Below are 25,484 nucleotides of genomic sequence, written 5' to 3' on the forward strand. Positions count from 1 at the left end.
AAGGGGCCCCGGCCGGCGTTGGTGACGCCGGCCGGGGCCCCTCGCGCGCTGCTCAGACCCCGACCGGGGTGTCGTCCGAAGCCGGCTCCGCGGACGAGACCACCGTGAGGCGGGCCTTCCGCTTGGCCCGGCGGCGTTCCTTGCGGAGCTCGACCATCGTGTAGAGCGTCGGCACCAGGAGCAGGGTCAGCAGGGTCGAGCTGACCAGGCCGCCGATCACGACCACCGCGAGCGGCTGCGAGATGAACCCGCCCTCGCCGGTGACGCCCAGCGCCATCGGGAGCAGGGCGAAGATCGTCGCCAGGGCCGTCATCAGGATCGGGCGCAGGCGGTGGCGGCCGCCCTCGACGACCGCTTCGACGACGCCCAGGCCCTGCGCCCGGTACTGGTTGACCAGGTCGATCAGGACGATCGCGTTGGTGACCACGATGCCGATGAGCATCAGCATGCCGATCATCGCCGGGACGCCCATCGGGGTGCCGGTGACGATGAGCAGGCCCAGCGCGCCGGTGGCCGCGAACGGGATGGAGACCAGCAGGATCAGCGGCTGGACCAGCGACCGGAAGGTCGCGACCAGCAGCATGAACACGATCGCGATGGCCGCGAACATGGCCAGGCCGAGCGAGCCGAAGGCCTCGTCCTGGTCCTCGGAGACGCCGCCGATGGTGGCGGTGGCGCCCTCGGGCAGGTCCAGGGCCTTGAGCTTGGTCTGGAGCGCGACGCTGACCGCGCCGGTGTTGTCGCCGACCGGCTTGGCGGTGATGGTGGCGGCGCGGGCGCCGTCGATCCGGGTCATCGCGACCGGTCCGGGGACCTCCTTCACCTCGGCGATGTCGCCGAGCCTGGCGGGGCCGACCGGCAGGGCCTGGAGCTCGGCCAGGGTGGCGGCCGGCTGTGCGGAGCGGATGACGATGTCCCGCTCGGTGTTGTCGAGCACGGCCTTGCCCACGGGGTTGCCGCGGACGGCCTGGGCGACGACCGCGCCCAGCGCGGCCTGGCTCAGGCCGGCCTCGGCGGTCTTGGGGGTGGCGGTGACCGCGATGCGGGGCACCGACTGGGCGAGGTCGCTCTGGACGTCGGTGACGTCGTCGAGGGTGGCCACCTCGGCGCGGACCTGTTCGGCGGCCTTGGCGAGGACGGCGCCGTCGCCGGCCTTGACGACCACGCTCAGGTTCTGGCTGCCGAAGCCGCCGCCCGCCGAGACGGAGGTGTCGCCGATGCCCTGGAGCCTGCCGAGGGCGTCCTGGATGCGCTGCTTGACGGCGTCGGACTGGCCGGCGTCGTCCAGGGTGACCTGGAAGGAGGCCTGGTTGGTGCCCGTACCGCCGCCGAAGGCCGCGAGGAAGCCGGAGGAGCCGACGGTGACCTGGTGGTCCTTGACGCCCTCGATGGAGTCCAGGGCCTTCTCCACCTTGCGGCTCGCCTCGTCGGAGGCGGCCAGCGAGGTGCCGACGGGCAGTTCCTGCTTCACCGTCAGGACGTCCTGGTCGCCCTGGTCGAAGAAGTTCGTCTTCAGCAGCGGGGTCATCCCGAAGGTGGCGACGAGGACCACGGCCGCGATGGCGACACTGGTCAGCCGGCGGCGGGTGGCGAAGCCGAGGACCCGTACGTAGAAGCGCTGGAGGCGGCTGTTGGCCTCTTTCTCCTCCGCCTCGCGGCGGGCCTTCGCGCGGCTCTCGGCATCCGCCGGGGAGACGCCCTTGGGGGCGCGCAGGAACCAGTACGACAGCACCGGCACGACCGTCAGGGAGACCAGCAGCGAGGCCAGCAGGGCGGCGGTGACGGTGAGCGAGAAGGAGCCGAAGAGCTCGCCGATCATGCCGCCGACGAGGCCGATCGGCAGGAAGACGGCCACGGTGGTGAGCGTGGACGAGGTGACCGCGCCGGCCACCTCCTTGACGGCGGTGGTGATCGCGGCCTCGCGCTCCTCGCCGTAGCCGAGGTGGCGCTTGATGTTCTCCAGGACCACGATCGAGTCGTCGACGACGCGGCCGATGGCGATGGTGAGGGCGCCCAGCGTCAGCATGTTCAGGGACAGGTCGCGGGTCCACAGCACGATCAGGGCGAGGACCACGGACAGCGGGATGGAGACCGCGGTGACCAGCGTCGAGCGGATCGAGGCCAGGAAGACCAGGATCACGATGACGGCGAAGACGAGGCCGAGCAGGCCCTCGGTGGTCAGGCCCGAGATGGAGCGGGCGACGGCCGGGCCCTGGTCGCTGACGACGGTCAGCCCGGCGCCGGAGCCGAGCTGCGCGCGCAGTTCGGGGAGCTTGTCCTTGACGGCGTCGGAGATGGCGACGGCGCTGCCGTCCTTGTCCATGGTGAGGACGAGGGCGAGGCTGGGCTTGCCGTTGCTGCGGGTGATGGAGTCGGCCTTGGCCGGCTCCTGCTTGACGGAGGCCACGTCACCGAGGCGGACGACCGGCTTGCCGGGGCCCGCGGTCAGCCGGAGTTCCTCCAGCTGGCCGAGCGAGGTGTAGCCGGAGCCCACGCGGACGGTGCGGTTCTTGCCCTGCTCGTCGAAGGAGCCGGCGGGGACGGTCGTACCGCCCGCCTTGAGGCCCTCGGCGAGCGCGGCGCCGTCGAGGGCGGCGGCGGCGAGCTTGGCGTTGTCGGGGGTGATGGTGACCTGGACGTCGCGCACGCCGTCCACACTGACCTGGCCGACGCCCTCGACGTCCTCCAGGACGGGGACGACGGAACGGTTCAGCTGGTCGGCCAGGGCCTGCTGGTCCTTGTCGGAGGTGACGGCGAGGACGACGGTCGGGATGTCGTCGGTGGAGCCGGCCACGACCTGCGGGTCCACCTCGGCGGGCAGCCGGACGCGGGCCCGGTTGACGGCCTGCTGGACGTCGGCGACGAGCTGCTTGGTGCCGCTGTCGCCGTAGTCGAAGGTGGCGCGGATGAGCGCGTTGCCCTCGCTGGCGGTCGAGGTGATGCCGGTGATGCCGTCGACGCCCTTGAGGGTGTTCTCGATGGGCTCGATGACCTGCTTCTCGACCACGTCGGGCGAGGCGCCCTGGTACGGCGCGAGCACGGAGACCATCGGGAGTTCGATGGAGGGCAGCAGCTGCTGCTTGAGCTGCGGGATGGCTATGGCGCCGAACAGGAGCGCCACGATCGACACGAGGCCGACCAGCGCTCTCTGGGAGAGGCTGAAGCGGGACAGCCAGGACATGGGCGTGGGATCTCTCTGCTGGTCGTTCGCGAGGACCCCTCCAGCCTTCCGCACCCCGCGATCCCGCTGCGTCGCTCCCAGGTGCCGTCCTTATGTGCGGCATACCGCGTCCGCAGTAGTCGGTCCTACTGCGGTCCGCCGCAGGTCAGTCGGCGCGCGGCCGGACCAGTCCCGATTCGTACGCGATGACCACCAATTGCGCCCGGTCGCGGGCCCCGAGCTTGGCCATGGCCCGGTTGACGTGGGTCTTCACGGTCAGCGGGCTGACCTCCAGCCGGGTGGCGATGCCGTCGTTGGACAGCCCGCCGGCGACCTGTACGAGGACCTCGCGCTCGCGGCCGGTCAGCGCGGCGAGGCGTTCGGCGTGGGGGGAGCCGGCGGCGGGGGCGTCGGCGCGGCCGCCCTGGGCGAGGAAGCTGGCGATGAGCCCTTTGGTGGCGGCCGGGGAGAGCAGCGCCTCGCCGGCGTGGGCCACACGGATGGCGTTGAGGAGCTCGTCGGGCTCGGCGCCCTTGCCGAGGAAGCCGGAGGCGCCGGCGCGCAGGGCCGCGGCCACGTACTCGTCGACCTCGAAGGTGGTCAGCATGACCACGCGGACGTCCGACAGCCCCGGGTCGGCGCTGATCATGCGGGTGGCGGCGAGTCCGTCGGTGCCGGGCATCCGGATGTCCATCAGGACGACGTCGGCCCGCCGTTCGCCTGCGAGGGCGTAGGCCTGGGCCCCGTCCGAGGCCTCGCCGACGACCTCCATGTCGGGCTCGGAGTCGACGAGCACCTTGAACGCGCTGCGCAGCAGCGCCTGGTCGTCGGCGAGCAGGACTCGGATGCGGGCGGGGCCGGCGTCGGCGGGGTCGGTCATACCGTCAGGGTAGGCGGCGCCCCGGAGCTCCGGTCCGCGAGGTGGCGTCGAGGGCGGCTCCCGAACGGCCCGCGCCGGCCGGGCCCGTGGGCGGGCACGGCCCGGTTCAGCCGAGGGCGAGGACCAGCAGGACGGCGGTGGCGGCGACCTCGCAGACGGCGCCGAACACGTCCCCGGTGACCCCGCCGAAGCGGCTGACGCAGCGGCGGAGCAGGAGTTCGGCGGTGAGCAGGGCCGCGAGGACGGCGGCCGCGTGCTGCGCGGCGGCGAACGGACCCGCCGGGAGTGCGGCGAGGGCGGCCGCCGCGACGACGGCGGCGGCCACGCAGGCGGCCGCCCGGTGCGGGACCGCGCCGGCCACCGCCGCGCCGAGGCCTTCGGGCCGGGCGGCGGGGACCCCCTCGCGGCAGGCCAGGGTCATCGCGAGGCGGGCGGTGACGGCGGCGACTACGGCGGCCAGGGCGCCCCGGATCCAGCTGTCGGCGTACGCGTTGGCGAGGGCGGCCACCTGGACCAGGAAGACGACGAGGAGGGAGATGACCCCGAAGGGGCCGATGTCGGACTGCTTCATGATCCGCAGGGCGTCCTCGGCGGGCTTGGCGCTGCCCAGCCCGTCGGCCGTGTCGGCCAGGCCGTCCAGGTGGAGTCCGCGGGTCAGCGCCGCCGGTACGGCGACGGTGACGGCCGCGGCGAGGAGCGGGCCGCCGCCGAGGAGCGGCAGGAGCGCCCCGGGCAGGGCGGCGAGCAGCCCGACGGCGAGGCCGGCGAGCGGGGCACAGGCCATGCCGGTGCGGGCGGCGGGCCGGTCCCAGCGGGTGATCCGCGCGGGCAGGACGGTCAGCGTGCCGAAGGCGAAGCGGATCCCGTCGGGCAGGGAGGCCCGTTCCCCGGGCGGCCGCGGCAGTGGATCATCGGTCGAGTCTGTCATCGGCGCGAACGCTACCCGCTTACGGTGAGCGGTAAATTGCTCAATACGTGTCATATCGGGAGCTGGTGTCGTGGGTCACTGGTGGGAACGCAACATCATCGAGCCGGGCAAGCTCCCGCTGCTGCTCGCCCTGTTGTCCTTCGTACTGTCGTTCCTGGTCACGCGGGTGATCACGCGGCTGATCCGGGCCGGCCGGGGGCCCTTCAAGAACATCACCCCCGGCGGGCTCCACGTCCACCACGTGGTGCCGGGCGTGGTCCTCGTGATCATCGGCGGGTTCGGGGCCGTCGGCAGCGGCGGGCACAGCTTCGGCGCCGGCCTGTCGGCGGTGCTCTTCGGCCTCGGAGCGGGGCTGGTGCTGGACGAGTTCGCGCTGATCCTGCACCTGGACGACGTCTACTGGAGCGAACAGGGCCGCAAGAGCGTGGAGATCGTGGTGCTGACGGCGGCCGTGGTGGCCCTGGTACTGGGCGGCTTCCTGCCCTTCGGCGTCAACGAGCTGTCCGCGGAGGAACGGCACAGCCGCGGGCTCGTCGTCATGAACACCGCCACCAACTTCTTCCTCGCCCTGATCGCCCTGTGGAAGGGGAAGCCGCGCACCGCGATATTCGGGCTGGTGATCCCCTTCGTGGCACTGATCGGGGCGGTGCGCCTGGCCCGGCCCGGGTCCCCGTACGCCAAGCGCTTCTACGCCAAGCGCCCGCGCGCGCGGGCCAGGGCGGGGCTGCGGGCCTTCCACCACGACCGGCGCTGGGCGCGGCCCCGGCGCAAGTTCGAGAACTTCATCAGCGGGCTCTCCGACCCGGACAAGCACCCGGAGAAGCATCCGGACAGGCACCCGGCCGAGCCGCGCGAATGACCCGAAGGGCCCGCCCTCCCCGTGCGGTACGGGGAGGGCGGGCCCTTCGCGGTGTCGGTGCGGCTCGGCCGGGGCGGCCGTGCCGGCCCGGTCAGCCCGGGATGAGGCCGTCGTCGTTCAGCATGTCCCGGACCTCGTCGAGCGTGGCGTCGGGCGCGGGCAGGATCAGCTCGGACGGTTCCAGCGCGTCGTCGGGCAGTGGGCTGCCCAGACGCCGCACGGCGTCGAGCAGCGCGGCCAGCGTGCGCCGGAAGCCCTCCTCGTCGCCGCCCTCCATCTCTTCGAGCAGCTCGTCGTCCAGCTTGTTGAGCTCGGCGAAGTGGCTGTCGGCCAGCTCGACCTGGCCCTCCCCCATGATGCGGACAATCATGACGGGCCCCTGTCCTACTGCTTGTCGAACCGGTGCTGGGTCTGCTGCGGCTGCGCGGTGCCCGGGGCGCCGCCCTCGATGGCCTGCTGCTGCGCGGACGGGCCGCCGGCCAGCTCGGCCTTCATCCGCTGGAGCTCCAGCTCGACGTCGGTGCCGCCGGAGAGGCGGTCCAGCTCGGCCTGGATGTCGTCCTTGGAGCCGAGACCGCTCTGGTCGTCCAGAGCGCCGGAGGCGAGCAGCTCGTCGATCGCGCCGGCCCGGGCCTGGAGCTGGGCGGTCTTGTCCTCGGCCCGCTGGATGGCCAGGCCGACGTCGCTCATCTCCTCCGAGATGCCGGAGAAGGACTCCGCGATGCGGGTCTGCGCCTGGGCGGCCGTGTAGGTGGCCTTGATGGTCTCCTTCTTCGTACGGAAGGCGTCCACCTTGGCCTGGAGGCGCTGCGCGGCCAGCGTCAGCTTCTCCTCCTCGCCCTGGAGGGTCTGGTGCTGCACCTCCAGGTCGCTGACCTGCTGCTGGAGGGAAGAACGACGGGACAGGGCCTCGCGGGCCAGGTCCTCGCGGCCCAGGGCGAGCGCCTTGCGGCCCTGGTCCTCGAGCTTGGCGGACTGGCTCTGGAGCTGGTTCAGCTGCAGTTCCAGGCGCTTGCGGGAGGTCGCCACGTCGGCGACGCCGCGGCGCACCTTCTGAAGCAGCTCCAGCTGCTTCTGGTACGAGTAGTCGAGGGTCTCGCGCGGGTCCTCGGCCCGGTCCAGGGCCTTGTTCGCCTTCGCGCGGAAGATCATCCCCATACGCTTCATGACACCGCTCATGGGCTTCGCGCGCCCCCTTCTAGACGGACTGTGCTCCAGGTCACCGACAGGACCCACAGTACGGGCCCTGTCTCTATTACCGCACTGTTCGAGTACGGATGCGCTCCTCCTCCAGGACGAGTACCCCGGTGCCGTATCAGGCGTGAGGAGTAGGTGATCCCCGAGCCCGTAGGCCCCGGAATCCCCAGTACCGGAAAGAGGCCCGCACTCGGTAGACGCCCGCCGTTGCCGGATCGTTCCCCGCGGGGGTGGGGCCGGTGGCCCCGACCACGTACGCTTGGGTTTTGTGTTTGGTAGCCGCTCCTCCAAGGAAGAGAAGGCCTCCGCCACCGACAAGGTGAGCGCCGGCCCCTCGCAGCCCCGTGACCCGCAGGCCCCGAAGGGCCGCCCGACGCCGAAGCGTGCTGTGGCCCAGTCGCAGCGCAAGGCCGTGGTGGCCTCGACCGGCAACCGCAAGGAGGACGCCAAGCGAGCCCGCGAGCGTCGCCGTGAAGAGATGGCCAAGCAGCGCGAGGCGCTGGCCAACGGCGACGAGCGCTATCTGCCCGCCCGCGACAAGGGCCCCGTGCGCCGGTTCGTCCGCGACTACGTGGACTCCCGCTTCTCGGTCGCCGAGATGTTCCTGCCGCTGGCCGTGATCATCCTCGTCCTGAGCATGATCCGGGTGCCCTCGATCCAGAACATCGCGCTGATGCTGTGGCTCGGCGTCATCGTCCTGATCATCCTCGACTCCATCGGCCTGTGGTTCCGGCTCCGCAAGGCGCTGAACGAGCGCTTCGCGAACGAGCCGCGCCGCGGCGCCGTCGCCTACGGTCTGATGCGCACCCTCCAGATGCGTCGCCTGCGCCTGCCCAAGCCGCAGGTCAAGCGCGGAGAGCGGCCCTGACCGGAGCGACGCCCGGAGCATCAGGGGCATCGTCGGGGGAGGGCTTCTCGGGGGGAGCCCGGCTGTGGCTGGAGGGACTGGGCGGACTGCGCAACGCCGTCCGCCAGGAACTCGTGGGCCGGCAGGTCGAGGAACAGATCACGCACCGCTTCCCGGTCGGGCAGCGGCTGCGGGTCCTCGACGTCGGCATGGGCCAGGGCACCCAGGCGCTGCGTCTGGCCCGGGCGGGACACCGCGTCACCGGCCTGGAGCAGGACGCCGCCATGCTGGCCGTCGCGCACGCGGCACTGGCCGCCGAACCGGCCGGGATCCGGGACCGGGTCGAGCTGGTGGAGGGCGACGGCCGGGAGACCGGCGCGCACTTCGGGCCGGGCAGCTTCGACGTGGTGCTGTGCCACGGGGTGCTGATGTACGTGTCGGAACCCGACGCGATGCTCGCCGGACTGGCCCGCATGCTCGCCCCCGGCGGGCTGCTGTCCCTGCTGGTGCGCAACGGCGACGCGCTCGCGCTGCGGCCCGGGCTGTCGGGCGACTGGTCGGGGGCGCTGACCGCCTTCGACACCGTCGACTACACGAACCGGCTGGGCCTGGACGTACGGGCCGACCGGCTGGCCGACCTGACGGCGACGCTGTCGGGCATCGGCGCGCCGCTGCACACGTGGTACGGGGTCCGCGTCTTCACCGACGGCACCGAAGCCGCGGCGGAGCTGCCGCCGGACGAGGAGCTGGAGCGGCTGCTGGCCGCCGAGGAACGGGCCGGGCGCACCGATCCCTACCGGGGCGTGGCGGCGTTGCTGCACCTGTGCGGGGTGCGCGGGTAGCGCGTGGCGCGCATGGACATGCGGAACCCCGGGGGTGCTCCCCCGGGGTTCCGTCGTTTCCCGAGTGCCGCTCGACCCCGTCGCGGGCCGGAGCTGCCGCTGCGCGGGGCCGTCCCCTGCCCGCCCTTCCACCGTTCCCCGGGCGCTGCCCGGACCCGCGCCCCAAAACCCGGCGGGGCTGGGATTCGCTGCGCGAATCCAGCCCGCGCGGCGTTTGAGCGCAACGGGGTCAGGGGCGGAGCCCCTGGGAACGGTGGAAGGGCGGGCAGGGGACCGGCGCCGCGGGCCACCCGCAGCGGCACCGGCAGCGGGCCGCTGGGCGGGGGCACCGCCCCGGCCCCGCAACCGCCCCGCCCGGCAGAGCCGGAGCCCGCACCCCGCCCGGCCGGGGCTCAGGCCTCCGTGGCTGCCCTCAGGCTCATCGGGTAGATCTGGGTGCCGTCCTCGAAGAGGGTCACCTTCTCCGCCCCGCCGTCCAGGAGCTCCTTCCACACCTCGCCGATCCAGGACTCCGCGTCCCCCTGCGTGGTGAACTCCTCCGGCTCCACCGCCGGGGCCACCTCGCTGCCGTCGGCCGCCTCGAACCGCCACGTCCACGCCATGTCCGCCTCCGTTGCTCGTCCGCGATCTCACGCTTCTCGCCTTGAGTCTGCCCGCAGAGTAGCCGGGCGCGCACCACTACCGGCGACGCGGGAGGATCTCTGTGTGGAACTCACTCTGCTCGGTACCGGTACCCCTGAAGGACTGCCCCGCCCCGGCTGTCCCTGCGCCGCCTGCGCGGTCTCCGTGGGCAGCCGGGCCCGCGGCGCGACCTCCGTCCTCGTCGACGGGGCGCTGCTGCTCGACCTGACCCCCGGGGCGGTGCTGGCCGGGGCCCGTGCGGGGCACTCGCTGGCCGGCGTACGGCAGGTGCTGCTGACGCACCCGCACGACGGGCCCGCCGTCGAGCTGCCTCCCGGGCTGCCCGCCGCCGGGCGGGTGCCGGACGGGCGGGAGCTGTCGGTGATCAGCGGGCACCGGGTGCGGGCGGTGCCGATGGACGCACCCGGCACCGGTTACGAGGTCACCGGCCCCGACGGCGCCCGGCTGCTGTACCTCCCGCCGGGCGGCGCCCCCGCCGGAACCGGCAACGGGGACGCGCAGCGCCCGTACGACCTGGTCCTCGCCGACGTGCTCGGCCGGCCGGAGGCGCTGGCCCGGCTCCGCGCGAGCGGCGCCGTCGGCCCGGCCACCGACGTGATCGCCGTGCACCTGGACCACGACACCCCGCCGGGACCCGAGCTGGACCGCCGGTGCGCCGCCGCCGGGGCGCGGGCCGTGCCCGACGGCACCACGGTGGTGGCCGGCGAGTACCGGGCGGTACCGGACGTGCCGCGCCGCACGCTGGTGCTGGGCGGGGCGCGCTCCGGGAAGTCCTTCGAGGCCGAGCGGCGCCTGGCCGCCTTCCCCGAGGTCGTCTACGTCGCCACCGGCGGCACCCGCGACGGCGACGCGGACTGGGCCCACCGGGTCGGCCTCCACCGGGAGCGGCGCCCGGCCACCTGGCGGACGGTGGAGACCTGCGAGCTGGTGCCGCTGCTGGAGCGGGACGGCCCGCCGCTGCTGATCGACTGCCTCGCGCTGTGGCTCACCGACGCCATGGACCGGGCCGGCGCGTGGGACGACGCGGTGTGGGCCGCCGAGGGCCGCAAGCTGCTGCGCGCACGGGTCGACGAGCTGGCGGCCGCGGTCCGCGCGAGCCGCCGCCACGTCGTGCTGGTCAGCAACGAGGTCGGGGCCGGGGTGGTCCCCGCGACCGCGTCCGGGCGGCGGTTCCGCGACGAGCTGGGCCGCCTCAACAACGCGGTCGCGGGCGAGTGCGAGCACGTACTCCTGGTGGTCGCGGGTCAGGCCCTCGTCCTCAAGGAACAGCCGATGTGAAGCGGAGCCGGTACACCCCCTGAGGGAGGGCCCGGGCGGCTGTAATCTCTGGCAGATGACCACGCTGAATCTCGACGACTTCTCCGATCTGATCGAACGCCCCGACGGGGGCGTCCGTCGTGACGCCGAAGAGCGCCGTGAGCGGCTGGCCGTGCCGCCCGGAGCCCTGGGCCGGCTCGACGAGCTCGCCGAATGGCTGGCCGCCGCGCAGGGCCGGGTACCGGTCAGGCCGATCCAGCGGCCGCGCGTCGTCCTGTTCGCCGCCGACCACGGCATCGCCGCCCAGGGCGTCTCCGCCCGGCCCGCGGGCAGCGCCCACGAGCTGGTGCGCGCGGTGCTCGACGGGACCAGCCCGGTCTCCGTGCTGGCCGCCCGGTTCGGCGCGGGCGTGCGCGTCGTCGACGCCGGCCTGGACTGCGACCCCGGGCTGCTGCCCGAGGACGTGGTACGGCACCGCGTACGGCGCGGCAGCGGCCGGATCGACGTCGAGGACGCGCTGACGGCCGAGGAGGCCGAGGACGCGCTGCGGCTCGGGATCCGGATCGCCGACGAGGAGGCCGACTCCGGTACGGACCTCGTCGTCCTCGGCGACCTGAGCGTGGGCGGCACCACGGTGGCGGCCACGCTGGTGGCCGCGCTCTGCGGGACGGACGCCTCCGTGGTCACCGGCCGCGGCGGGCTGCCGATCGACGACCTGGCCTGGATGCGCAAGTGCGCCGCCATCCGCGACTCGCTGCGCCGGGCCCGCCCGGTACTCGGCGACCAGCTGGCGCTGCTGGCGGCGGTCGGCGGCGCGGACGTCGCCGCGATCACCGGCTTCCTGCTCCAGTCCGCGGTGCGGCGTACGCCGGTCATCCTCGACGGGGTCGTCTCGGCGGCCTGTGGACTGGTGGCCCAGCGGGCCGCCTTCCGCGCCCCAGACTGGTGGCTGGCCGGGCAGTCCAGCGGGGAACCGGGACAGGCGAAGGCCTTGGACCGGATGGCACTCAACCCGGTGCTCGACCACGGCGTCACAGTAGGAGAAGGAACCGGCGCCCTGCTGGCGCTCCCCCTGGTCCAGGCGGCCGCCGCACTCGCGGCGGAACTCCCGGAGAGGGCTGCTGCGGAACAGCCGACGGACTGAGACACCGGGCACTACGGGCCTGACCAGTCCGCAGTGCTCGCACTGCGCTGCGGACCGGTGACGCCCCATATCATCGCTTTTCATGGGAGAGGTCCGCTTGACCAGCGCAGAAACCGACCGGAGCCTCGATCAGGCCTCCGGCAAGGGTTCCAACAACAAGAAGGAGCAGGGAGGGGAAGCGGCCGCGAAGCCGGAGAGCCGCAGGGGCACTCCCAGGTCGCGGCGCGGTGCCGCCTTCGCGGTCTGGTACCTGCGGATCGTCACCTTCGTCAACTTCCTCAGCGCGGTGTGGCTCTCGCTCGGGCAGGACCTGCGCCGGCACAACACCGCCGACTTCTACACCCCGTACCTGCTGACGGCCGGCTTCGCCTCCGGGCTGTTCTCGCTGCTGCTCGCGGTCACGATGGGCCGCCGCAAGCGGGCCGCCTGGATCCTGAACCTGGTGGTCAGCGGCATGCTGCTGCTGGCGTTCGCGGTCGCCGCCTTCGCGCCCTGCACGAGCGGCGAACTCAGCATGTGCTACCCGGAGTTCCGCCAGCACGCCCAGAACTGGGTCTCGCTCGCCCTGACCGCGGCCTTCGTCGTCGCCCTGCTGCTGGGCCGCCACGAGTTCTACGCCAAGGGCGACCGCTCCAACCCGAAGCTCGCCACCGCGGTGGCCGCCGTCGGCCTGCTGCTCACCTCGCTGATCGCCGCCCTCCTCGTCGGCGCCACCAACACCGACGCCGACCGCGCCGACGCCACGTTCCTGGCGCGCTGGCGGTACGGCGTGATGCGGCTGATCACCCTGGCGCCCGACGACAAGGCCTACCGCGCGATCACCACGCCCGCCTGGGTCGACGTCGCCATCAACGTGATGTCGATGCTGCTGCTCCTCGCCGTGCTGTTCGCGGCGTTCCGCTCGCGGCGCGCCGTCGACCCGATCACCCCCGAGGACGAGGAGCGGCTGCGGGCGCTGCTCGCCAAGCAGGGCGACCGCGACTCCCTCGGCTACTTCGCGCTGCGCCGCGAGAAGTCCGTGATCTGGTCCCCGACCGGCAAGGCCGCCGTCACCTACCGCGTCGTCGGCGGGGTCTCGCTGGCCTCCGGCGACCCCATCGGCGACCCCGAGGCCTGGCCGGGCGCGATCGAGCCGTGGCTGGCCGAGGCCCGCGAGCACGGCTGGGTACCGGCCGTGATGGGCGCCAGCGAGGAAGCCGGGCAGATCTACGCCCGGCACGGCCTGGACGCCCTGGAACTGGGCGACGAGGCCATCGTGGAGACCGACGAGTTCACGCTGGAGGGCCGCGCCATGCGCACCGTCCGGCAGGCGTTCAACCGGGTCAAGCGGGCCGGCTACACGGTCCGCATCCGCCGCCACGCCGACATCCCCGCCGAGGAGATGGCCGTACTGCTGGAACGCGCCGACGACTGGCGCGACGGCGCGACCGAGCGCGGGTTCTCCATGGCGCTGGGCCGCCTGGGCGACCCGGACGACGGCCAGTGCGTGATGCTGGAGTGCACCGACGGCAACGGCGACCTGCGCGCCGTGCTGTCCTTCGTGCCGTGGGGCCCCAAGGGCCTGTCCCTGGACCTGATGCGCCGTGACCGGGACTCCGAGAACGGCCTGATGGAGTTCATGGTCATCGAGCTGCTGGAGCGCTCAAAGGAGATCGGCGTCACACAGGTCTCGCTCAACTTCGCGATGTTCCGTTCCGTCTTCGAGCGGGGGTCCAAGCTCGGCGCGGGTCCGGTGCTGCGCATGTGGCGCTCGCTGCTGAGCTTCTTCTCCCGCTGGTGGCAGATCGAGTCCCTCTACCGGGCCAACGCCAAATACCGCCCGATCTGGGAACCGCGGTTCATGCTCTTCGAGAAGAGTTCGGACCTGCTGCGGATCGGTATCGCGGCGGGTCGGGCCGAGGGCTTCCTGGAGGCACCCGGCCTGCCCAAGTGGCTGCACCGCAAGCACCTGGAGACGATTCGTTGACGTCGTGGAAGACGGAGGTCCGGCAGTTCGCCCGCCGTGAGTGGGGCCCTCTGCTGCTGACCGTGCGGGACGCGCTCGTCCGCGACACGTGGCGGGCCGTCCCGATGACCCTCGGGGCGGTCGCCCTGACCTCCGTCTTCCAGATCGTCCAGAACACCTCCTGGGGCTTCCAGCCGGTCCAGAACCTGGGCTCCGTCAAGGCCGCCGACCCCCTGTGGCTGGCGCTGCTGCGCACCCCGCTGTCGCTGTTCGTCCCCGCCCTCGACCTGCCCGTGTGGGGGGCGCTCGCGCAGATCCTGCTGGTCTTCGGCATCGCGGAGATCTGCATCGGCTGGTGGCGCACCCTGCTCATCGGCTACGTCGCCACCATCGCCGGGACCACGTACGCCCGGATCGGGCTCTCCCTGGGACCCGAGCACCCCTTCGGGCTGCCGGTGTCCGACCGGATCGTCAACGACACCGGGCCGTCGGCGGCGGTGGTGGGCCTCGCGATCTACGTCTGCTGGCGCTACCGCGCGTACCTCACCGGGGCGCTGGTGATCCTCGTGATGATCGGCGAGGTGCTGGTCAAGAACAACCTCGCCGGCAAGGAGCACCTGGCCGCCATCGCGGCCGTCATGGCGGTGTGCCTGGTCCGCGCCAAGTGGGGGCCGGCCCGCTCGCGGACCCCGCTCGGCCCCCGCCCGCCCGCTCCCCCGTCGTCGCCCGCACCCCCGGGATCCGCGCGGCTCTAGCGGGAGCCCGTACCGTATCCGGGTGACGACAGACCTCGGGCCCTTCGCCGCCACCCGGCAGTGGATGCGGGCGCATCCGCTCGCCACCGACGCCGTGCTCGCGTTCGGGGCGCTGGTCTCCATGGTCGTCGGCTCCTTCGCCGACCCCCACGGGCCGCACGGCCCGACCTTCGGCACGCGTACGCCCGAGCCGTTCTCCCTGCTGCTGATGCTGCTCGGCGCGGCCGCCCTCGTACTGCGGCGCCGCCGGCCCCGTACGGTGCTCGCCGTCACCTGCGGGCTGTCGCTGCTGGAGCTGACCACCGGCGAGCCGAGGGCGCCCGTCGCGATGAGCGCGGTGATCGCCCTGTACACCGTGGCCGCGCTCACCGACCGGCCCACCACCTGGCGGATCGGGCTGCTGACGATGGCCGGGCTCACCGGGGTGGCGATGCTGGCCGGGCCGCTGCCCTGGTACGCCCAGGAGAACATCGGCATCTTCGCCTGGACCGGAATGGCCGCGGCCGCCGGGGACGCCGTGCGCAGCCGGCGGGCCTTCGTCGACGCGATACGGGAGCGGGCCGAACGGGCCGAACGCACCCGCGAGGAGGAGGCCCGGCGGCGGGTCGCCGAGGAGCGGCTGCGGATCGCCCGGGACCTGCACGACGTGGTGGCCCACCACATCGCCCTGGTCAACGTCCAGGCGGGGGTGGCCGCGCACGTCATGGACAAGCGGCCCGACCAGGCGAAGGAGGCCCTGGCCCACGTACGGGACGCCAGCCGCTCCGCCCTGAACGAGCTCCGGGCGACGGTGGGCCTGCTGCGCCAGTCCGGCGACCCCGAGGCCCCGACGGAACCCGCGCCGGGGCTGGCCCTGCTGGACGAACTCCTGGACACCTTCCGGCACGCCGGTCTGCCGGTGGCGGCGACCGTCCAGCTGGGACCCGGCACCGAGCCGCTGCCGGCCGCCGCGGACCTGGCGGCGTACCGGGTGATCCAGGAGGCGCTGACCAACGTCCGCAAGCACGCGGGCCCGGGGGCGCAGGCCGAGGTCAGCGTCGTCCGGGTCGGGGCCTCGGTGGAGGTGACCGTACTGGACGACGGCGGCGACTCGGCGGACTCGGCCCCGGCCCACGCCGACCCGCGCGGCGGCCACGGCCTCCTCGGCATGCGCGAACGCACGGGCGCCCTGGGCGGCTCCTGCTTCGCGGGGCCCCGGTACGGGGGCGGCTTCCGGGTCCACGCGATCCTGCCGGTGTGAGGGGTGGGGCGGGGGCGGGGGCGGGGGGCCGGCAGGGGCTCCACGGTTCGGGCCCGCTATCTCCCCCTCGCCCCCCGGGGTCGGGCGGTGGTTGCCCACCCGCCTCCCCGGGTGCGGGGCGGTGGGGTGGGGAGCGGTAGCCCCCGGGGCGGGATCAGGGCCGGTTTGGGGGTTTCCCGTCAGTCCCATCGTCCTTCCGTGTCGGGCCGGTCCCTCAAGGGCGCTCCTTCGTCGCGTCGCTTCGCGATGGCCTTCGGCCACCCTTGACCGACCGTCCCGCCCCGGAAAGCCGAAAGACTGCCGGGAAACCCCCAAAGGAAGGAACGGTCACGGGGCAGGAGGGGAGGAGCGGGTCTCTCAGCGATGAGGCGAGGGGCCGGGCCTTGGCCCGTCAGGCATCCGGGCCCTCAAAAGTCGAGATTCCGGACCAGGAGCGCGGCTGCCCGCACGAGAGGTCGACCAGAGCGACCCGCGGAGCACCCGGGCGCACCGGATCGCTACGCGCTCCTGTCGTCTCGGCGTCCGACGACCGCCTGGGGCTGATACCCGCACCAGAGGACGAACAGAGCAGCCCAGGATGCGTATGGGCGCGACGGATCGCTACGCGCTCCTCGGGTCTCGGCGTCCGGCGGCCGTCTTGGGCTGGTCATGGACGGGGTGGACGTTCTCGACGGCGGTGGTGAACTCGCGGCCGGATGCGCCCCGGATGTAGGCGAGCTCCATCCAGCGCTCGCAGGCGACGGAGTCCGAGACGTTCTCGTTGATGACGGCCATCAGCTCGCCTTCGACGCCGGAGGCGATGTCGCGGACCCGGCGGCGGAGCAAGCGGTGGGGGACGTACTCGTACCGCTCACTCATCGGGTCCTCCTCGAAGGTGCATGTCACCGCACCCACCACCGAGAATCGCCAACCGTCGTTCGTAGCCCTCACCGAACACGCGGCGGGCCCGGTCGTGCTCGTCCGAGCACACGATGGCCAAGGCGGCCACCAGCTGTTCCAGTGAGGTGAACCGGTCAGGCGAGGTCAGCACGACCCCGTCCCTGACCGCGCGTTCATACCCGTCCATCAGACCCTCCTGCACTCGGTCATCGACAAGCTCAGCCTGCTCCCCACGTAAGGACGTATCTGCCCTTGTCCAAGGACGGTTGGGCCGTTCCGCGCTATGTTCCGGAGAACGCCCAAATGTCCAGTGGAGGGCCCTTGAATACGGCCTTGAGTTCAGCTATGGCCAACGCCGGCATGAGATCGCATCAGCTGGCTGATCGGGTGGGGGTATCCGGGAAGACCGTCAGTCGCTGGTTAGCGGATCCCGGGCTGGTGCCGCATGCTCGAAACCGTGCAGATGTGGCTCGGGTGTTGGGAGTTGAAGAGCGCATGATCTGGCCCGAAGCAGTGACCACCCGCGTGAAGGTCGGACAGGACAAGGAGCTGGTCCACTCCTACCCCTACCGCTCCGCGTGCTCATCCACGACGTGGGCGAAGCTGGTCGCTGAAACGACCGCCGAGATGCTGCTGTCCGGGTACACGAACTATTTCTTCTGGACCATGATCCCCGACTTCGCCGGGACCATCCGGAAGAAGGTCGACAGCGGATGCCGGGTCCGCTTCCTCGTGGGAGACCCGAACGGCGAAACCACTCGACAGCGCGAGGCGATCGAGGACGCGGCCCTGACCGTCTCCACCCGTATCCGCATGACCCTCGAACAGCTGGACCGGCTCGGCCCCCTGGACGGCTTGGAAGTCCGCGTCAGCGCCCCGGAGGACGCCGCCAACCACGTCGGCCTCAGCGTGTTCCGATTCGACTCCGACGCCCTCGTCACACCCCATCTCGCTCGTGTCATCGGACACGACTCACCCATGTTCCACCTGCGCCGACAGAGCAAAGAGGGCATGTTCGACCGCTTCGCCGACCACGCCGAGGAACTGTGGGAACGAGGCACACCGTACGTGTTCGACCAGCCCAGGACACCCGCCGGACGCTGAGAGCGTCGGCGGCTGGGCTCCTACTGCGAGGCCTCCGGCTGCGCCTCAGGTCTTGCTTCGCTGGTCCCAGGTTCGCTGCGTCCTCTGGCCGATTGACGTCGGCCGGGGTCGGCGATCGATGATTCCTTCCGGTGGTTCGTCGTGTTCGTGCCTGGGAGGGAAGCTGCTCATGTGGGGCAAATGGATCAGTTGCAAGGTGCCGGTGACCGCGCGGGGAGAGTTCTCTGCGGCCCAGCGCGCCTGGTCGACGATCAGTGATCAACCAGGTTTGGTCGGGCAGGTCGGTGGCTGGGACCCGGCCACCGACTGTGCCCACCTGCTGGGACTGTGGACCGACGCGGAGGCGTACCTGGGCTTCATGCAGGAGCGGCACGACTCGGTGTTCGCCGGCAACCGGCAGAGCGCCGGCTACTCCGCGATCGAGGTCGCCACCGGCGAGGTCGTCTTGGAGATGCCGGGGGAAGCGGCCCTGCCCCGTGCTCTTGAACGCGCCACCCTCCTTCGGGTCGCCGACTGCCGGCTACTGCCCGGACGGCAGGAGCATTTCCTCGACGTCCAGCGCACGGTGTGGGCTCCTGGCATGGCAGCGGCCGGCGGCATGCTCACGGGTGTCGTCACTCGGCTGGAGACGGACCGCTACCTGGTCACAACGCTGTGGTCCAACTCCACTGCCCACCAGCGCTATACCACCCAGCACCTAGAGGCCCTGCGCTCCCGCGCGGCACTCCAGAGCGACATCCGGTCGATGACCGGCCACACGTTGCCACTTGAGAGCGCCTGGCACGTCCTGCCACCCTCGACCGACTCGGTCTGAGCCCCGCCCCGCGTCAGCACGCCCTGCGCCACGCCCCCAGGTCCGGTTTCTTCTCCAGGGAGCTCAGTTGCAGCCGCCGGGACTGCTTGCAGAAGCGGGTGGTGGGGAGTTCGTACTCGGCGTGGAAGACGGCCTTGCCCGCCTTGATGAAGGGGGTCAGGTCCTCGCACTCGCCGTACTGGGCGCACTGCTCGTTGACCGCGAAGTCGTAGTCGCCGACCAGCTGCGGGATCTGGTCGAGGTCGTTCTTGAGGCCGACGGCCATGCCCCTGTCGTGGGCCAGTTTCGCGATGAGCCGGTTGTACGCCAGCTGGTGTTCGGCGGTGAGGGGGAAGCCGGAGGTGTTGCGGTAGGCGTCCATGTTGTCGGGCTCCACCGCGTCGAAGCCCTTGTCGCGGCACATGTCGAAGCGTTTCGCCATCAGCGGTTCCAGCTCCGCCGTGCGGCGGATGTCGAGCCAGCGCTCGCCCTTCCAGCCGTTGCCCTTGCCGAGCAGTGAGTCCGGGAAGTCGCCCGCGTCGGGGCGGAAGTCCTCCCAGGCGCCGGTGGAGACGTAGCAGATGGTGCGGCGGCCCTGCGCCTTCAGCGCCGCGACCTCCTCCTTCGTGGTGTTGAACCCGTCGACGTCGTACACCGGTACGTCGATCGAGGCGTCGAGCTCGCCGGTGAGCTGCCACTGCCAGGGCGTCCCGGGGCGGGGTTGCCAGCGTTCGCCCGGGGCCTGGGCGGGCCAGGAGGGGGCGGGGCCGGGGCCCTCGTCGTCGTCGGGTTCGGCGGTGCAGGCGGCCGTGAGCAGCAGCAGGCCGGCCACCAGGGCGGTGGTGAAACGCTTCATCCGGCTGCCCCCAGGGCGTACGGGAGGGTGCCCCACGGGTGGGCCCCGGTGCCGGGGACCGCGCAGTGCACCCCCGCGCGGCGCTCGGCGGCGAGCTCGGCGGCGGGGGCGTCCGGCGGGACCGCGTACACGAGGTGGCAGAACCGCAGGGCGGGGTGGTCGGCGGTCCACGGCGGCGGGGTGGCGGCCTTGTCGCGGTAGGCGTCCCAGGGGCCCTCGAAGGTGACGAGCAGGTCGGCGAGCCGCAGGTACCCGGGGTGTGGGTGGACTCCGTGGTTGAGCACGAGGGTACGGGCCCCCGCCGCGCGGGCGGCGACGGCGAGCCGGCCGTAGTGCGGCAGGAGTTCCGGGTCGGCGGCGGCCTGGTCGAGGAAGGCTCCGTCGGCCCCGTACCAGTCGCGGTGGCGCAGCAGGTCCTGGACGACGGCTGCGTGGGGGCGCCTCCCGTAGTCGGTGTCGGTGTAGCCGAGGACGGGCACGCCGGCGTCGCGGAGCCGGGCGGCGACGGCGGCGAACCGTTCGTCGGGGGCCCGGCCGGGCCCGCTGTCGGGGTTGAGCACCACCGAGTGGAGCCGGTCGGCGGAGCGGATGAGCCGCTCCCACTCCTCGGGCCGGTCGGCGGGGTGCTCGTAGAGCGGCACCAGCAGCATGGGGTTCCTTCGTCTTCCTTCGTCTTCTCGTACGGGGCGGAAAGGGCTCAGCGGTGTGCCGTGGCCCGGCCGAGGAGCAGGCAGACCAGGACGGCGAGGGCGGCCGCCGCGGTGCCGGCCACCGCCAGCTGGACCAGGCGGGGCTGTCCGATGCCGGCCAGCAGGGCGAGGCTCTGGGCGAAGGCCGCGGCGGAGCAGACCACGGCGGCGGGGCGGACCGCGCCGAAGGACTGGAGGAGCAGCCCGGTCCACATCACGGCGCCGAGCAGCAGCAGGGTGGCGACGCGGGGTCCGGTGAGTCCGGGGGCGTGCGGCCACAGCAGGGTTCCGGTGACGCCGAGGGCGAGCAGTACCGCCAGGTACGCGGTGAGGCAGCGGGCCAGGGTGGCGAGCATCCGGCGCCAGAACGCCCGCGGCGAGCGGGCCGCCCGCAGCCCGGCGAGGCTGCCGCTGCGGAAGCGGTGGAGCAGCCATTCGGCGGGGCCCATGCTGAGGGTGAGCGCCACCGCGGAGGGCGCGGCGACGGCTTCGGCGGGGCCTCCGCTGAGCACCTCCCCCAGCGCGGCGTACAGGACGAGCAGGCCGGTGCCGAGGCCGAACACCCCGTAGGGTGCCGAGTCGCCGATGCGGGGTCCGCGCCGGGTGTGGTCCTCCTCGGCGCCGCGCAGCATCCGCCAGCGCACCGGGCCGCCTTCGCCCGGGCGGCGCTCCGCCCAGTGGTGGATCCTGCGCACCCCGGCCCGTACGCCGGCGGCGAGCGGCAGCTCCCGCAGGGCGAGGGTGCATGCGGCCAGCAGGGACACGAGCAGCAGGGTGACGCGTACGGGCACGGGCGGGTCGGTGAACAGTGCGAGGAGCGCCCCGGCGGCCATGGGGGCGAGTGCGGCGAGCAGGAGGCGTTCGCGGCCGAGCACCAGCAGCACGGTCGCGGCGCCGACGTAGACGGCCTGGCCGGCGGCGAAGGCGTACGAGAACGGCGGCCCGCCGGGAACGGCGAAGGCGGCGGCGGTGCCGAGCAGTGCCCCGGCGGGGGCGCCGACGAGCAGGGTGCGTCCGGCGGCGGCCCGGTCGCCGAGGCCGAGCCAGGAGTAGGCGCGGTGGGACAGGCTCTGGTCCCAGACCCAGCCGATGAGGGCTCCGGCGAGCAGGGTCAGGGTGCCGGCGGGCAGTCCGAGCCGGTCGGGCGGGCCTTCGAGGAGGGGTGCGCCGAGGACGTAGGCGAGGCCGGGCAGGGCGAAGATCAGGCCGCGCAGCAGGCAGGCGGTGAGGGAGACCTTCCAGGGGTCGGGGAGCCGGTCGGGTTCGGGGAAGGAGCGGGGGACGCGGTCGTAGAGCTCTTCGGCGAGGGCGAAGGAGTCCCGGCGGCCGTAGGTGAGCCGGATGTACTCGTCGGTCATCCCGTCGGATTCGAGGATGGCGGCGATCTCGTCGGGGTGGACGGCGGCGCCGACGAACACGTCGAGGTGGTCGGCGAGTTCGTCCATGGGGTCGGCGCCCGGGGCCCCGGCCCCGCCGGGGCGGGGCCGGGGCAGGTCGGGCAGGGTGTCGGCGCGGCCGGTGGGGGCCGGGCGGCCGACGTGGACCCAGGAGCCTTCCGGGCCGGGGGGCTTGAGCCAGAGGGATCCGCTCACCACATGCTCCCGTCGGCCGCGAGCTCCTTGTTCCAGGGGTCCTTGTGCCAGGGGTCGGCGAGCCGCTGGGTCCAGTCGTCGGCGGTGCGGGCGGGCAGGACGGGCTGGCCGGCGAGCTCGCGGTAGATGTGCCGGAAGCCGTCCACGGACTGGTGGAGGGTGAACTTCTCGACGACCCGTTTGCGGGACATCCGGCCCAGTTCGGCGCGGCGTGCGTCGTCGCGGAGGAGGGCGAGGGTGGCGCGGGCCATGGTCTCGGGTTCGCGGGGCGGGACGACGAGGCCGGTGTCGCCGACGGCCTCGCGGACGCCTCCGACGTCGGTGGAGACGGTGGTGCGGCCGCAGGACATGGCCTCGATGATGCTGAAGGGGAAGCCCTCGCTGATGCTGGAGAGCATGACGACGGAGCCGGCGGCGTAGGCCTTGGCGACCTGGTCGATGCGGCCTTCGTAGGAGATGCCGTCGCCGACTCCGAGTTCGGCGGCGAGTTTCTCCAGGCGCAGCTTGTATTCCTCGCAGCCGGCCGGGACGGGGCCGAAGAGGCGCAGGCGCAGGGCGGGGAGTTCCCCGCGCATGAAGGCGTAGGCGCGGATCAGGGTTTCGAGGTCCTTGATCGGGTCGATGCGGCCGCACCAGCTGAGGGTGGGTACTTCCGGTTCGGGGCCGGCTTCGGGGAAGGCGTGCGGGTCGACGCCGTTGTAGACGGTGCGGATCCGTTCGGAATCGGCGCCTCCGCGCTCTTCCCAGCGGCGGTTGTACTGGTTGCAGGGGGTGATCAGGTCGGCCTGCCGGTAGCCCTCGGAGTTGAGCTCGCGGTAGAAGCCCAGCATCAGGGCCTTGACGGGCCAGCGCTGGGCGGCGCTGCGGTAGCCGAGGTAGCGCTCTCGGAGGTAGATGCCGTGCTCGGTGAGGAGGAAGGGCACTCCGTCCAGGCGCTTGGCGGCGAGGGCGGGGAGGGTGGCGAGGCCGCTGCTGACGGCGTGGGCGACGCTGTCGGGCGGGATCCGCACCGACAGGGGGCGCAGGGCGTGTTCCAGCAGGTCGGTGGCGGTGAGCGCGTCGTGGATGGTGGGTTCGGCCGCGGCGGTGACGAGGCCGGGGCGGGTCCACACGGTCATCAGCAGGCGCAGTACGGCTTCGGAGCGCAGGGCGGGGGCGAGCCGGCCGGCGCGGGCGAGGCGGGCGAGTTCGCCCAGGGCCTCGGAGAAGCCTCCGTGCTCGGGGTCGATCAGGGAGAGCAGGAAGGTTTCGTACGTTTCGGTGAAGCGGCGGCGGGCCTTGCCCCGCAGGGCCGAGCGGCGGGTCCGGGCCGGCGGCGGGCCCCAGAGCGGGACGGCGGTGTGCCGGTAGACGTTGCGCGGCAGCTCCCAGGTGACCGGCTCGCGCCCGGAGCCGGTCAGGGCTATGACGTTGAAGTCGACCTCCGGCATGCCGCGTACCAGCTGGTCGCACCAGGTGCTGACGCCGCCGTGGACGTGCGGATAGGTGCCTTCGGTGAGCATGGTGACATGACGCCCATGGCTCATGCGGTGTGTCCCCCCAGGACGGAAAAGGGGCCGGCGCCCGTGGTGCGTTCGTGGAGCGCCGGCTCTGGGTGTTACGTGTGCCGCGGGTCGTCCGGGCGGTACGGGCGGTACGGCCGGGACGGGTCGCGGGGGTGGTGCGGCCGGGTCAGAGGAGCTTGAGCGTGACCTGCGACTGGAGCAGCTCGGGCGCCGCCCAGGCGGAGCGGGTGCCGGCGTAGGCGGTGCCGAAGTCGGCGGTGCCGAGCAGCAGCTGCTTCTTCGTCCCGTTCGGGGCGGTGACCGGGGCGACGACTCCGGAGGGCGCCTTGACGACGACGTCCTTGCCGATCTTGTAGGCGGTCACCTTGCCGGCGGCGATGGCCTTGTCCCATGCCGCGCGGCGCTGGAACTCGACCCCGGTGTCCTTCATGCTCTGGTTGACGATCGGCGCGCTGGGCGCGTAGAGCGCGCGGTAGGTGTCGAGGACCTGGTTGAGCACCGGGTAGAGGGTGCGGTCCTCGGCGAGGTTGGACTGGTGGACGTAGTGCGGCCGCGGGTCGTTGGCCAGCACGTGGCGCAGGGCGGTGCGCGCCTCGGCCGGGACGATGTGGTCCAGGTAGCCGGTGTTGGTGTCCAGCGGGGCCGGCAGGCAGGTGGAGGTCGCCGGGTTGTCCTCGCAGATGCCGCTGCCGCCGTGGGCGCGGCTGGTGTAGATCCAGTTGTACTCGTCGGCCATCTCCGCGTTGGTGCCCGTGTTGTAGTACACGTTCATCGGGTGGCGGGGGACGGTCAGGGCGGCTCCGACGGCCCGCTGTTCGGGTTCGCGGGAGTTGTCGCTGCCGGCCCACTTGACGCCGTTGTCGGCGAGGGCGCCGGCCAGGTTGGGGTTGTCCTGCGGCTGCTGCGGGAGGGTCTTGAGGCCGGAGTGCTCGCCGGTGACCAGCTCGGAGCGGTCGGTGGTGATGCCCTTGGAAGCGGCCCAGTTGTTGTTGTCGCGGATCTGCGCGGAGATCTCGGCCCGGCTCATGTAGTTGACGGCGCCCTGGGCGTTCTTCGTGCAGGTCCAGGGGTTGGCGCCGGTGTCCTGGACGCAGCCGAGGAAGGGGTGCTTGTAGGTGTGGTTCATCCAGCGGTACTTGGCCCGGTCGGCGACGAGCTGGGCGGTCAGCGCGTCGGTGCCGCCGTTCTCCGCCTTCCACTCCTCGCCGGCGCCCGCGTTGAAGAGCATGTCCAGCTTGAAGTTCTTGGACGTCTGCCACTGTGCCGCGTACTGGGCGTCGGCGGCGGTCATCCGGATGGTGCTCTCCTTGCCCTCGCCGCCCGCGCAGGCGTAGTCGCCGGGCGTGCAGTTGAGCTCCTTGCTCCAGCGGGCGTCCGGGGCGAAGACGTCGTCGACGTGGACCGCGAAGTAGCTGCGCTCCTGCCCGAGGTGGACGCCCTGGGTGAGCCACTCGACGATGCCCCGGGCGAGCAGCCGGAACTGCTGCTGGTACTGGTTGTAGCCGAAGGTGACGACCAGCTCGCTGCGCCCGTCGTGGGTGTACTCGCCGACGAGCGAGGCCCGTCCGCCGGTGACGGGGGCGTCCAGGTAGCTGGTGTAGCCGGTGCGCGGCTTGCCCATGAACCCGTAGCTCTCCGGAATCACGGTGGAGTTGTCCTCGAAGGCGACCTGACCTCCGAGGTAGCCGAAGGGGCCCGCCTTGCCCGCCGCGGTGACGGCGGCCTGGGTGCCGTCGAGCTGCCCGCTGTAGCCGCCGTTGTCCGTGTACTCGAGCCCGACCCCCGGGTGGGCCCAGGTGTAGGCGTCGACCTGGCGGATCCCGTACGTCGTCTCGTACGCGGTGAGCGCCGCCATCTCGGCGGAGCCCTCGCCGAAGGGGTTCTCGTTGGGCAGCACGACCCCCTGGTACTTGGCCCGGGGGCGGCCGTCGACGGTGTCGGCGAGGAACGCCGCGTCGATGACGGGACGGCCGGCGCCGGTCAGGTCGACCCGCGTGTAGGGGACCCCCGTGTCCTTGAGCTGCGCGGTGATGGCCCCGACCGAGCTGCCGCCGTCGTCGACGACGAGCACCTTCAGGTCGATGCGCGGCGCCAGGGCCGCCGCCTGGGCGGTCCCGGCGGGTACTGCCACGGACATCAGGGCTGCCGCCGCCATCGCCGCGGCGGCCCTGTTCATCCGGTTCTTGTTGACCATTTCGGCCTTCCCCCCGCAGGCATCCCTCGACGACGGCCCATGGCGGAAGGCCGGGCCGGGGAGGCACTGTGGAAATCATGCAAAAGGACCCCACGTCCCCTTGCGAGAGTGATGCGAGTCTCTCGGACCCCGTCAGCTCTAAAGGGCAAACCTGGAGCAGAGTCCACAGATGGGTG

General features: G+C 72.6%; 23 protein-coding genes. 10 read left to right on the forward strand and 13 right to left on the reverse strand.

All coding sequences use genetic code 11. The features are described from left to right. Positions 1 to 52 precede the first annotated feature (52 nt). The 3 genes from ACZ597_RS13410 to cobS form a co-directional block, all read right to left on the reverse strand. The gene (locus ACZ597_RS13410; protein WP_471328579.1) at positions 53 to 3,181 is read right to left on the reverse strand and encodes an efflux RND transporter permease subunit; all 3,129 of its coding nucleotides are present in this window, start codon (positions 3,179 to 3,181) and stop codon (positions 53 to 55) included. 145 nt (positions 3,182 to 3,326) lie between these two features. Beyond that, the gene (locus ACZ597_RS13415; protein ID WP_471328581.1) at positions 3,327 to 4,040 is read right to left on the reverse strand and encodes a response regulator; all 714 of its coding nucleotides are present in this window, start codon (positions 4,038 to 4,040) and stop codon (positions 3,327 to 3,329) included. A 106-nt stretch (positions 4,041 to 4,146) separates the two neighbouring features. Next, the gene (cobS, locus tag ACZ597_RS13420) at positions 4,147 to 4,968 is read right to left on the reverse strand and encodes an adenosylcobinamide-GDP ribazoletransferase (protein ID WP_471328583.1); all 822 of its coding nucleotides are present in this window, start codon (positions 4,966 to 4,968) and stop codon (positions 4,147 to 4,149) included. Between the two features lie 70 nt (positions 4,969 to 5,038). Between cobS and ACZ597_RS13425 the strand changes: the two genes are divergently transcribed. After that, positions 5,039 to 5,827: a hypothetical protein gene (locus ACZ597_RS13425; protein ID WP_471328585.1), complete on the forward strand. Its 789-nt coding sequence runs from the start codon at positions 5,039 to 5,041 to the stop codon at positions 5,825 to 5,827. 91 nt (positions 5,828 to 5,918) lie between these two features. Here ACZ597_RS13425 and pspAA read toward each other — a convergent pair whose 3' ends face one another. Continuing rightward, the gene (pspAA, locus tag ACZ597_RS13430) at positions 5,919 to 6,197 is read right to left on the reverse strand and encodes a PspA-associated protein PspAA (protein WP_471328587.1); all 279 of its coding nucleotides are present in this window, start codon (positions 6,195 to 6,197) and stop codon (positions 5,919 to 5,921) included. A gap of 14 nt (positions 6,198 to 6,211) precedes the next feature. Continuing rightward, complete coding sequence (locus ACZ597_RS13435; RefSeq protein ID WP_125594514.1) at positions 6,212 to 7,006, reverse strand: PspA/IM30 family protein; 795 nt, start codon at positions 7,004 to 7,006, stop codon at positions 6,212 to 6,214. Positions 7,007 to 7,283: 277 nt separating this feature from the next. Here ACZ597_RS13435 and ACZ597_RS13440 point away from each other — a divergent pair, with 277 nt between their 5' ends. Both ACZ597_RS13440 and ACZ597_RS13445 read left to right on the forward strand, forming a co-directional pair. Further along, the gene (locus ACZ597_RS13440; RefSeq protein ID WP_471328589.1) at positions 7,284 to 7,892 is read left to right on the forward strand and encodes a DUF3043 domain-containing protein; all 609 of its coding nucleotides are present in this window, start codon (positions 7,284 to 7,286) and stop codon (positions 7,890 to 7,892) included. Between the two features lie 113 nt (positions 7,893 to 8,005). Then, positions 8,006 to 8,713 carry a class I SAM-dependent methyltransferase gene (locus tag ACZ597_RS13445; RefSeq protein ID WP_471328591.1) on the forward strand — a complete coding sequence of 236 codons (708 nt, stop codon included), beginning with the start codon at positions 8,006 to 8,008 and terminating at the stop codon, positions 8,711 to 8,713. A gap of 392 nt (positions 8,714 to 9,105) precedes the next feature. On the opposite strand, the gene ACZ597_RS13450 is transcribed toward ACZ597_RS13445, so the two are convergent. Further along, positions 9,106 to 9,315: a hypothetical protein gene (locus ACZ597_RS13450; protein WP_125594516.1), complete on the reverse strand. Its 210-nt coding sequence runs from the start codon at positions 9,313 to 9,315 to the stop codon at positions 9,106 to 9,108. A gap of 103 nt (positions 9,316 to 9,418) precedes the next feature. Here ACZ597_RS13450 and ACZ597_RS13455 point away from each other — a divergent pair, with 103 nt between their 5' ends. From ACZ597_RS13455 to ACZ597_RS13475, 5 genes are all read left to right on the forward strand, one after another. Next, a complete protein-coding gene (locus tag ACZ597_RS13455; RefSeq protein WP_471328593.1) occupies positions 9,419 to 10,633 on the forward strand; it encodes a bifunctional adenosylcobinamide kinase/adenosylcobinamide-phosphate guanylyltransferase in 1,215 nt (404 codons plus the stop codon). Positions 10,634 to 10,688: 55 nt separating this feature from the next. Beyond that, positions 10,689 to 11,756 (forward strand): nicotinate-nucleotide--dimethylbenzimidazole phosphoribosyltransferase, encoded by a 1,068-nt coding sequence (cobT, locus tag ACZ597_RS13460; protein ID WP_471328595.1) that lies wholly within the window; start codon positions 10,689 to 10,691, stop codon positions 11,754 to 11,756. Between the two features lie 82 nt (positions 11,757 to 11,838). Then, positions 11,839 to 13,722, forward strand: coding sequence for a phosphatidylglycerol lysyltransferase domain-containing protein (locus ACZ597_RS13465; protein WP_471328597.1), 1,884 nt, complete (start codon positions 11,839 to 11,841; stop codon positions 13,720 to 13,722). Then, positions 13,719 to 14,456 carry a hypothetical protein gene (locus ACZ597_RS13470; protein ID WP_471328599.1) on the forward strand — a complete coding sequence of 246 codons (738 nt, stop codon included), beginning with the start codon at positions 13,719 to 13,721 and terminating at the stop codon, positions 14,454 to 14,456. The genes ACZ597_RS13465 and ACZ597_RS13470 overlap by 4 nt, the downstream gene beginning before the upstream one ends. 64 nt (positions 14,457 to 14,520) lie before the next feature. Then, positions 14,521 to 15,696, forward strand: coding sequence for a sensor histidine kinase (locus ACZ597_RS13475; RefSeq protein ID WP_471328896.1), 1,176 nt, complete (start codon positions 14,521 to 14,523; stop codon positions 15,694 to 15,696). A 600-nt stretch (positions 15,697 to 16,296) separates the two neighbouring features. Here the strand turns inward: ACZ597_RS13475 and ACZ597_RS13480 are convergent. Further along, positions 16,297 to 16,554 carry a hypothetical protein gene (locus ACZ597_RS13480; RefSeq protein WP_471328601.1) on the reverse strand — a complete coding sequence of 86 codons (258 nt, stop codon included), beginning with the start codon at positions 16,552 to 16,554 and terminating at the stop codon, positions 16,297 to 16,299. Continuing rightward, a complete protein-coding gene (locus tag ACZ597_RS13485) occupies positions 16,547 to 16,762 on the reverse strand; it encodes a hypothetical protein (RefSeq protein ID WP_471328603.1) in 216 nt (71 codons plus the stop codon). Before ACZ597_RS13485 ends, ACZ597_RS13480 begins: the two co-directional genes overlap by 8 nt. A gap of 308 nt (positions 16,763 to 17,070) precedes the next feature. Between ACZ597_RS13485 and ACZ597_RS13490 the strand changes: the two genes are divergently transcribed. Beyond that, positions 17,071 to 17,679 (forward strand): XRE family transcriptional regulator, encoded by a 609-nt coding sequence (locus ACZ597_RS13490; protein ID WP_471328605.1) that lies wholly within the window; start codon positions 17,071 to 17,073, stop codon positions 17,677 to 17,679. Positions 17,680 to 17,848: 169 nt separating this feature from the next. Then, a complete protein-coding gene (locus tag ACZ597_RS13495) occupies positions 17,849 to 18,493 on the forward strand; it encodes a DUF4937 domain-containing protein (RefSeq protein ID WP_471328607.1) in 645 nt (214 codons plus the stop codon). Positions 18,494 to 18,506: 13 nt separating this feature from the next. On the opposite strand, the gene ACZ597_RS13500 is transcribed toward ACZ597_RS13495, so the two are convergent. The 5 genes from ACZ597_RS13500 to ACZ597_RS13520 all read right to left on the reverse strand — a co-directional run bounded on the left by ACZ597_RS13500 (position 18,507) and on the right by ACZ597_RS13520 (position 25,308). Beyond that, a complete protein-coding gene (locus ACZ597_RS13500; protein ID WP_471328609.1) occupies positions 18,507 to 19,328 on the reverse strand; it encodes an endo alpha-1,4 polygalactosaminidase in 822 nt (273 codons plus the stop codon). Next, positions 19,325 to 19,978: a spherulation-specific family 4 protein gene (locus tag ACZ597_RS13505; RefSeq protein WP_471328611.1), complete on the reverse strand. Its 654-nt coding sequence runs from the start codon at positions 19,976 to 19,978 to the stop codon at positions 19,325 to 19,327. The genes ACZ597_RS13500 and ACZ597_RS13505 overlap by 4 nt, the downstream gene beginning before the upstream one ends. A 47-nt stretch (positions 19,979 to 20,025) precedes the next feature. Then, on the reverse strand, positions 20,026 to 21,609 hold the full coding sequence (locus ACZ597_RS13510) for a hypothetical protein (RefSeq protein ID WP_471328613.1): 1,584 nt from the start codon (positions 21,607 to 21,609) through the stop codon (positions 20,026 to 20,028). Then, the gene (pelF, locus tag ACZ597_RS13515; RefSeq protein WP_471328615.1) at positions 21,606 to 23,135 is read right to left on the reverse strand and encodes a GT4 family glycosyltransferase PelF; all 1,530 of its coding nucleotides are present in this window, start codon (positions 23,133 to 23,135) and stop codon (positions 21,606 to 21,608) included. The genes ACZ597_RS13510 and pelF overlap by 4 nt, the downstream gene beginning before the upstream one ends. A gap of 145 nt (positions 23,136 to 23,280) precedes the next feature. Beyond that, complete coding sequence (locus ACZ597_RS13520; protein WP_471328617.1) at positions 23,281 to 25,308, reverse strand: hypothetical protein; 2,028 nt, start codon at positions 25,306 to 25,308, stop codon at positions 23,281 to 23,283. Between the last annotated feature and the right edge of the window lie 176 nt (positions 25,309 to 25,484).

Source organism: Streptomyces sp. NPDC040718 (assembly GCF_055593565.1).

Coding starts and splice junctions, on each gene's coding strand:
- ACZ597_RS13410 (WP_471328579.1), bottom strand. CDS start 3,181: ATGTCCTGGCTGTCCCGCTTCAGCCTCTCCCAGAGAGCGCTGGTCGGC.
- ACZ597_RS13415 (WP_471328581.1), bottom strand. CDS start 4,040: ATGACCGACCCCGCCGACGCCGGCCCCGCCCGCATCCGAGTCCTGCTC.
- cobS (WP_471328583.1), bottom strand. CDS start 4,968: ATGACAGACTCGACCGATGATCCACTGCCGCGGCCGCCCGGGGAACGG.
- pspAA (WP_471328587.1), bottom strand. CDS start 6,197: ATGATTGTCCGCATCATGGGGGAGGGCCAGGTCGAGCTGGCCGACAGC.
- ACZ597_RS13435 (WP_125594514.1), bottom strand. CDS start 7,006: ATGAGCGGTGTCATGAAGCGTATGGGGATGATCTTCCGCGCGAAGGCG.
- ACZ597_RS13450 (WP_125594516.1), bottom strand. CDS start 9,315: ATGGCGTGGACGTGGCGGTTCGAGGCGGCCGACGGCAGCGAGGTGGCC.
- cobT (WP_471328595.1), top strand. CDS start 10,689: ATGACCACGCTGAATCTCGACGACTTCTCCGATCTGATCGAACGCCCC.
- ACZ597_RS13465 (WP_471328597.1), top strand. CDS start 11,839: ATGGGAGAGGTCCGCTTGACCAGCGCAGAAACCGACCGGAGCCTCGAT.
- ACZ597_RS13475 (WP_471328896.1), top strand. CDS start 14,521: ATGCGGGCGCATCCGCTCGCCACCGACGCCGTGCTCGCGTTCGGGGCG.
- ACZ597_RS13480 (WP_471328601.1), bottom strand. CDS start 16,554: ATGAGTGAGCGGTACGAGTACGTCCCCCACCGCTTGCTCCGCCGCCGG.
- ACZ597_RS13485 (WP_471328603.1), bottom strand. CDS start 16,762: ATGGACGGGTATGAACGCGCGGTCAGGGACGGGGTCGTGCTGACCTCG.
- ACZ597_RS13490 (WP_471328605.1), top strand. CDS start 17,071: ATGATCTGGCCCGAAGCAGTGACCACCCGCGTGAAGGTCGGACAGGAC.
- ACZ597_RS13495 (WP_471328607.1), top strand. CDS start 17,849: ATGTGGGGCAAATGGATCAGTTGCAAGGTGCCGGTGACCGCGCGGGGA.
- ACZ597_RS13500 (WP_471328609.1), bottom strand. CDS start 19,328: ATGAAGCGTTTCACCACCGCCCTGGTGGCCGGCCTGCTGCTGCTCACG.
- ACZ597_RS13505 (WP_471328611.1), bottom strand. CDS start 19,978: ATGCTGCTGGTGCCGCTCTACGAGCACCCCGCCGACCGGCCCGAGGAG.
- pelF (WP_471328615.1), bottom strand. CDS start 23,135: ATGAGCCATGGGCGTCATGTCACCATGCTCACCGAAGGCACCTATCCG.
- ACZ597_RS13520 (WP_471328617.1), bottom strand. CDS start 25,308: ATGGTCAACAAGAACCGGATGAACAGGGCCGCCGCGGCGATGGCGGCG.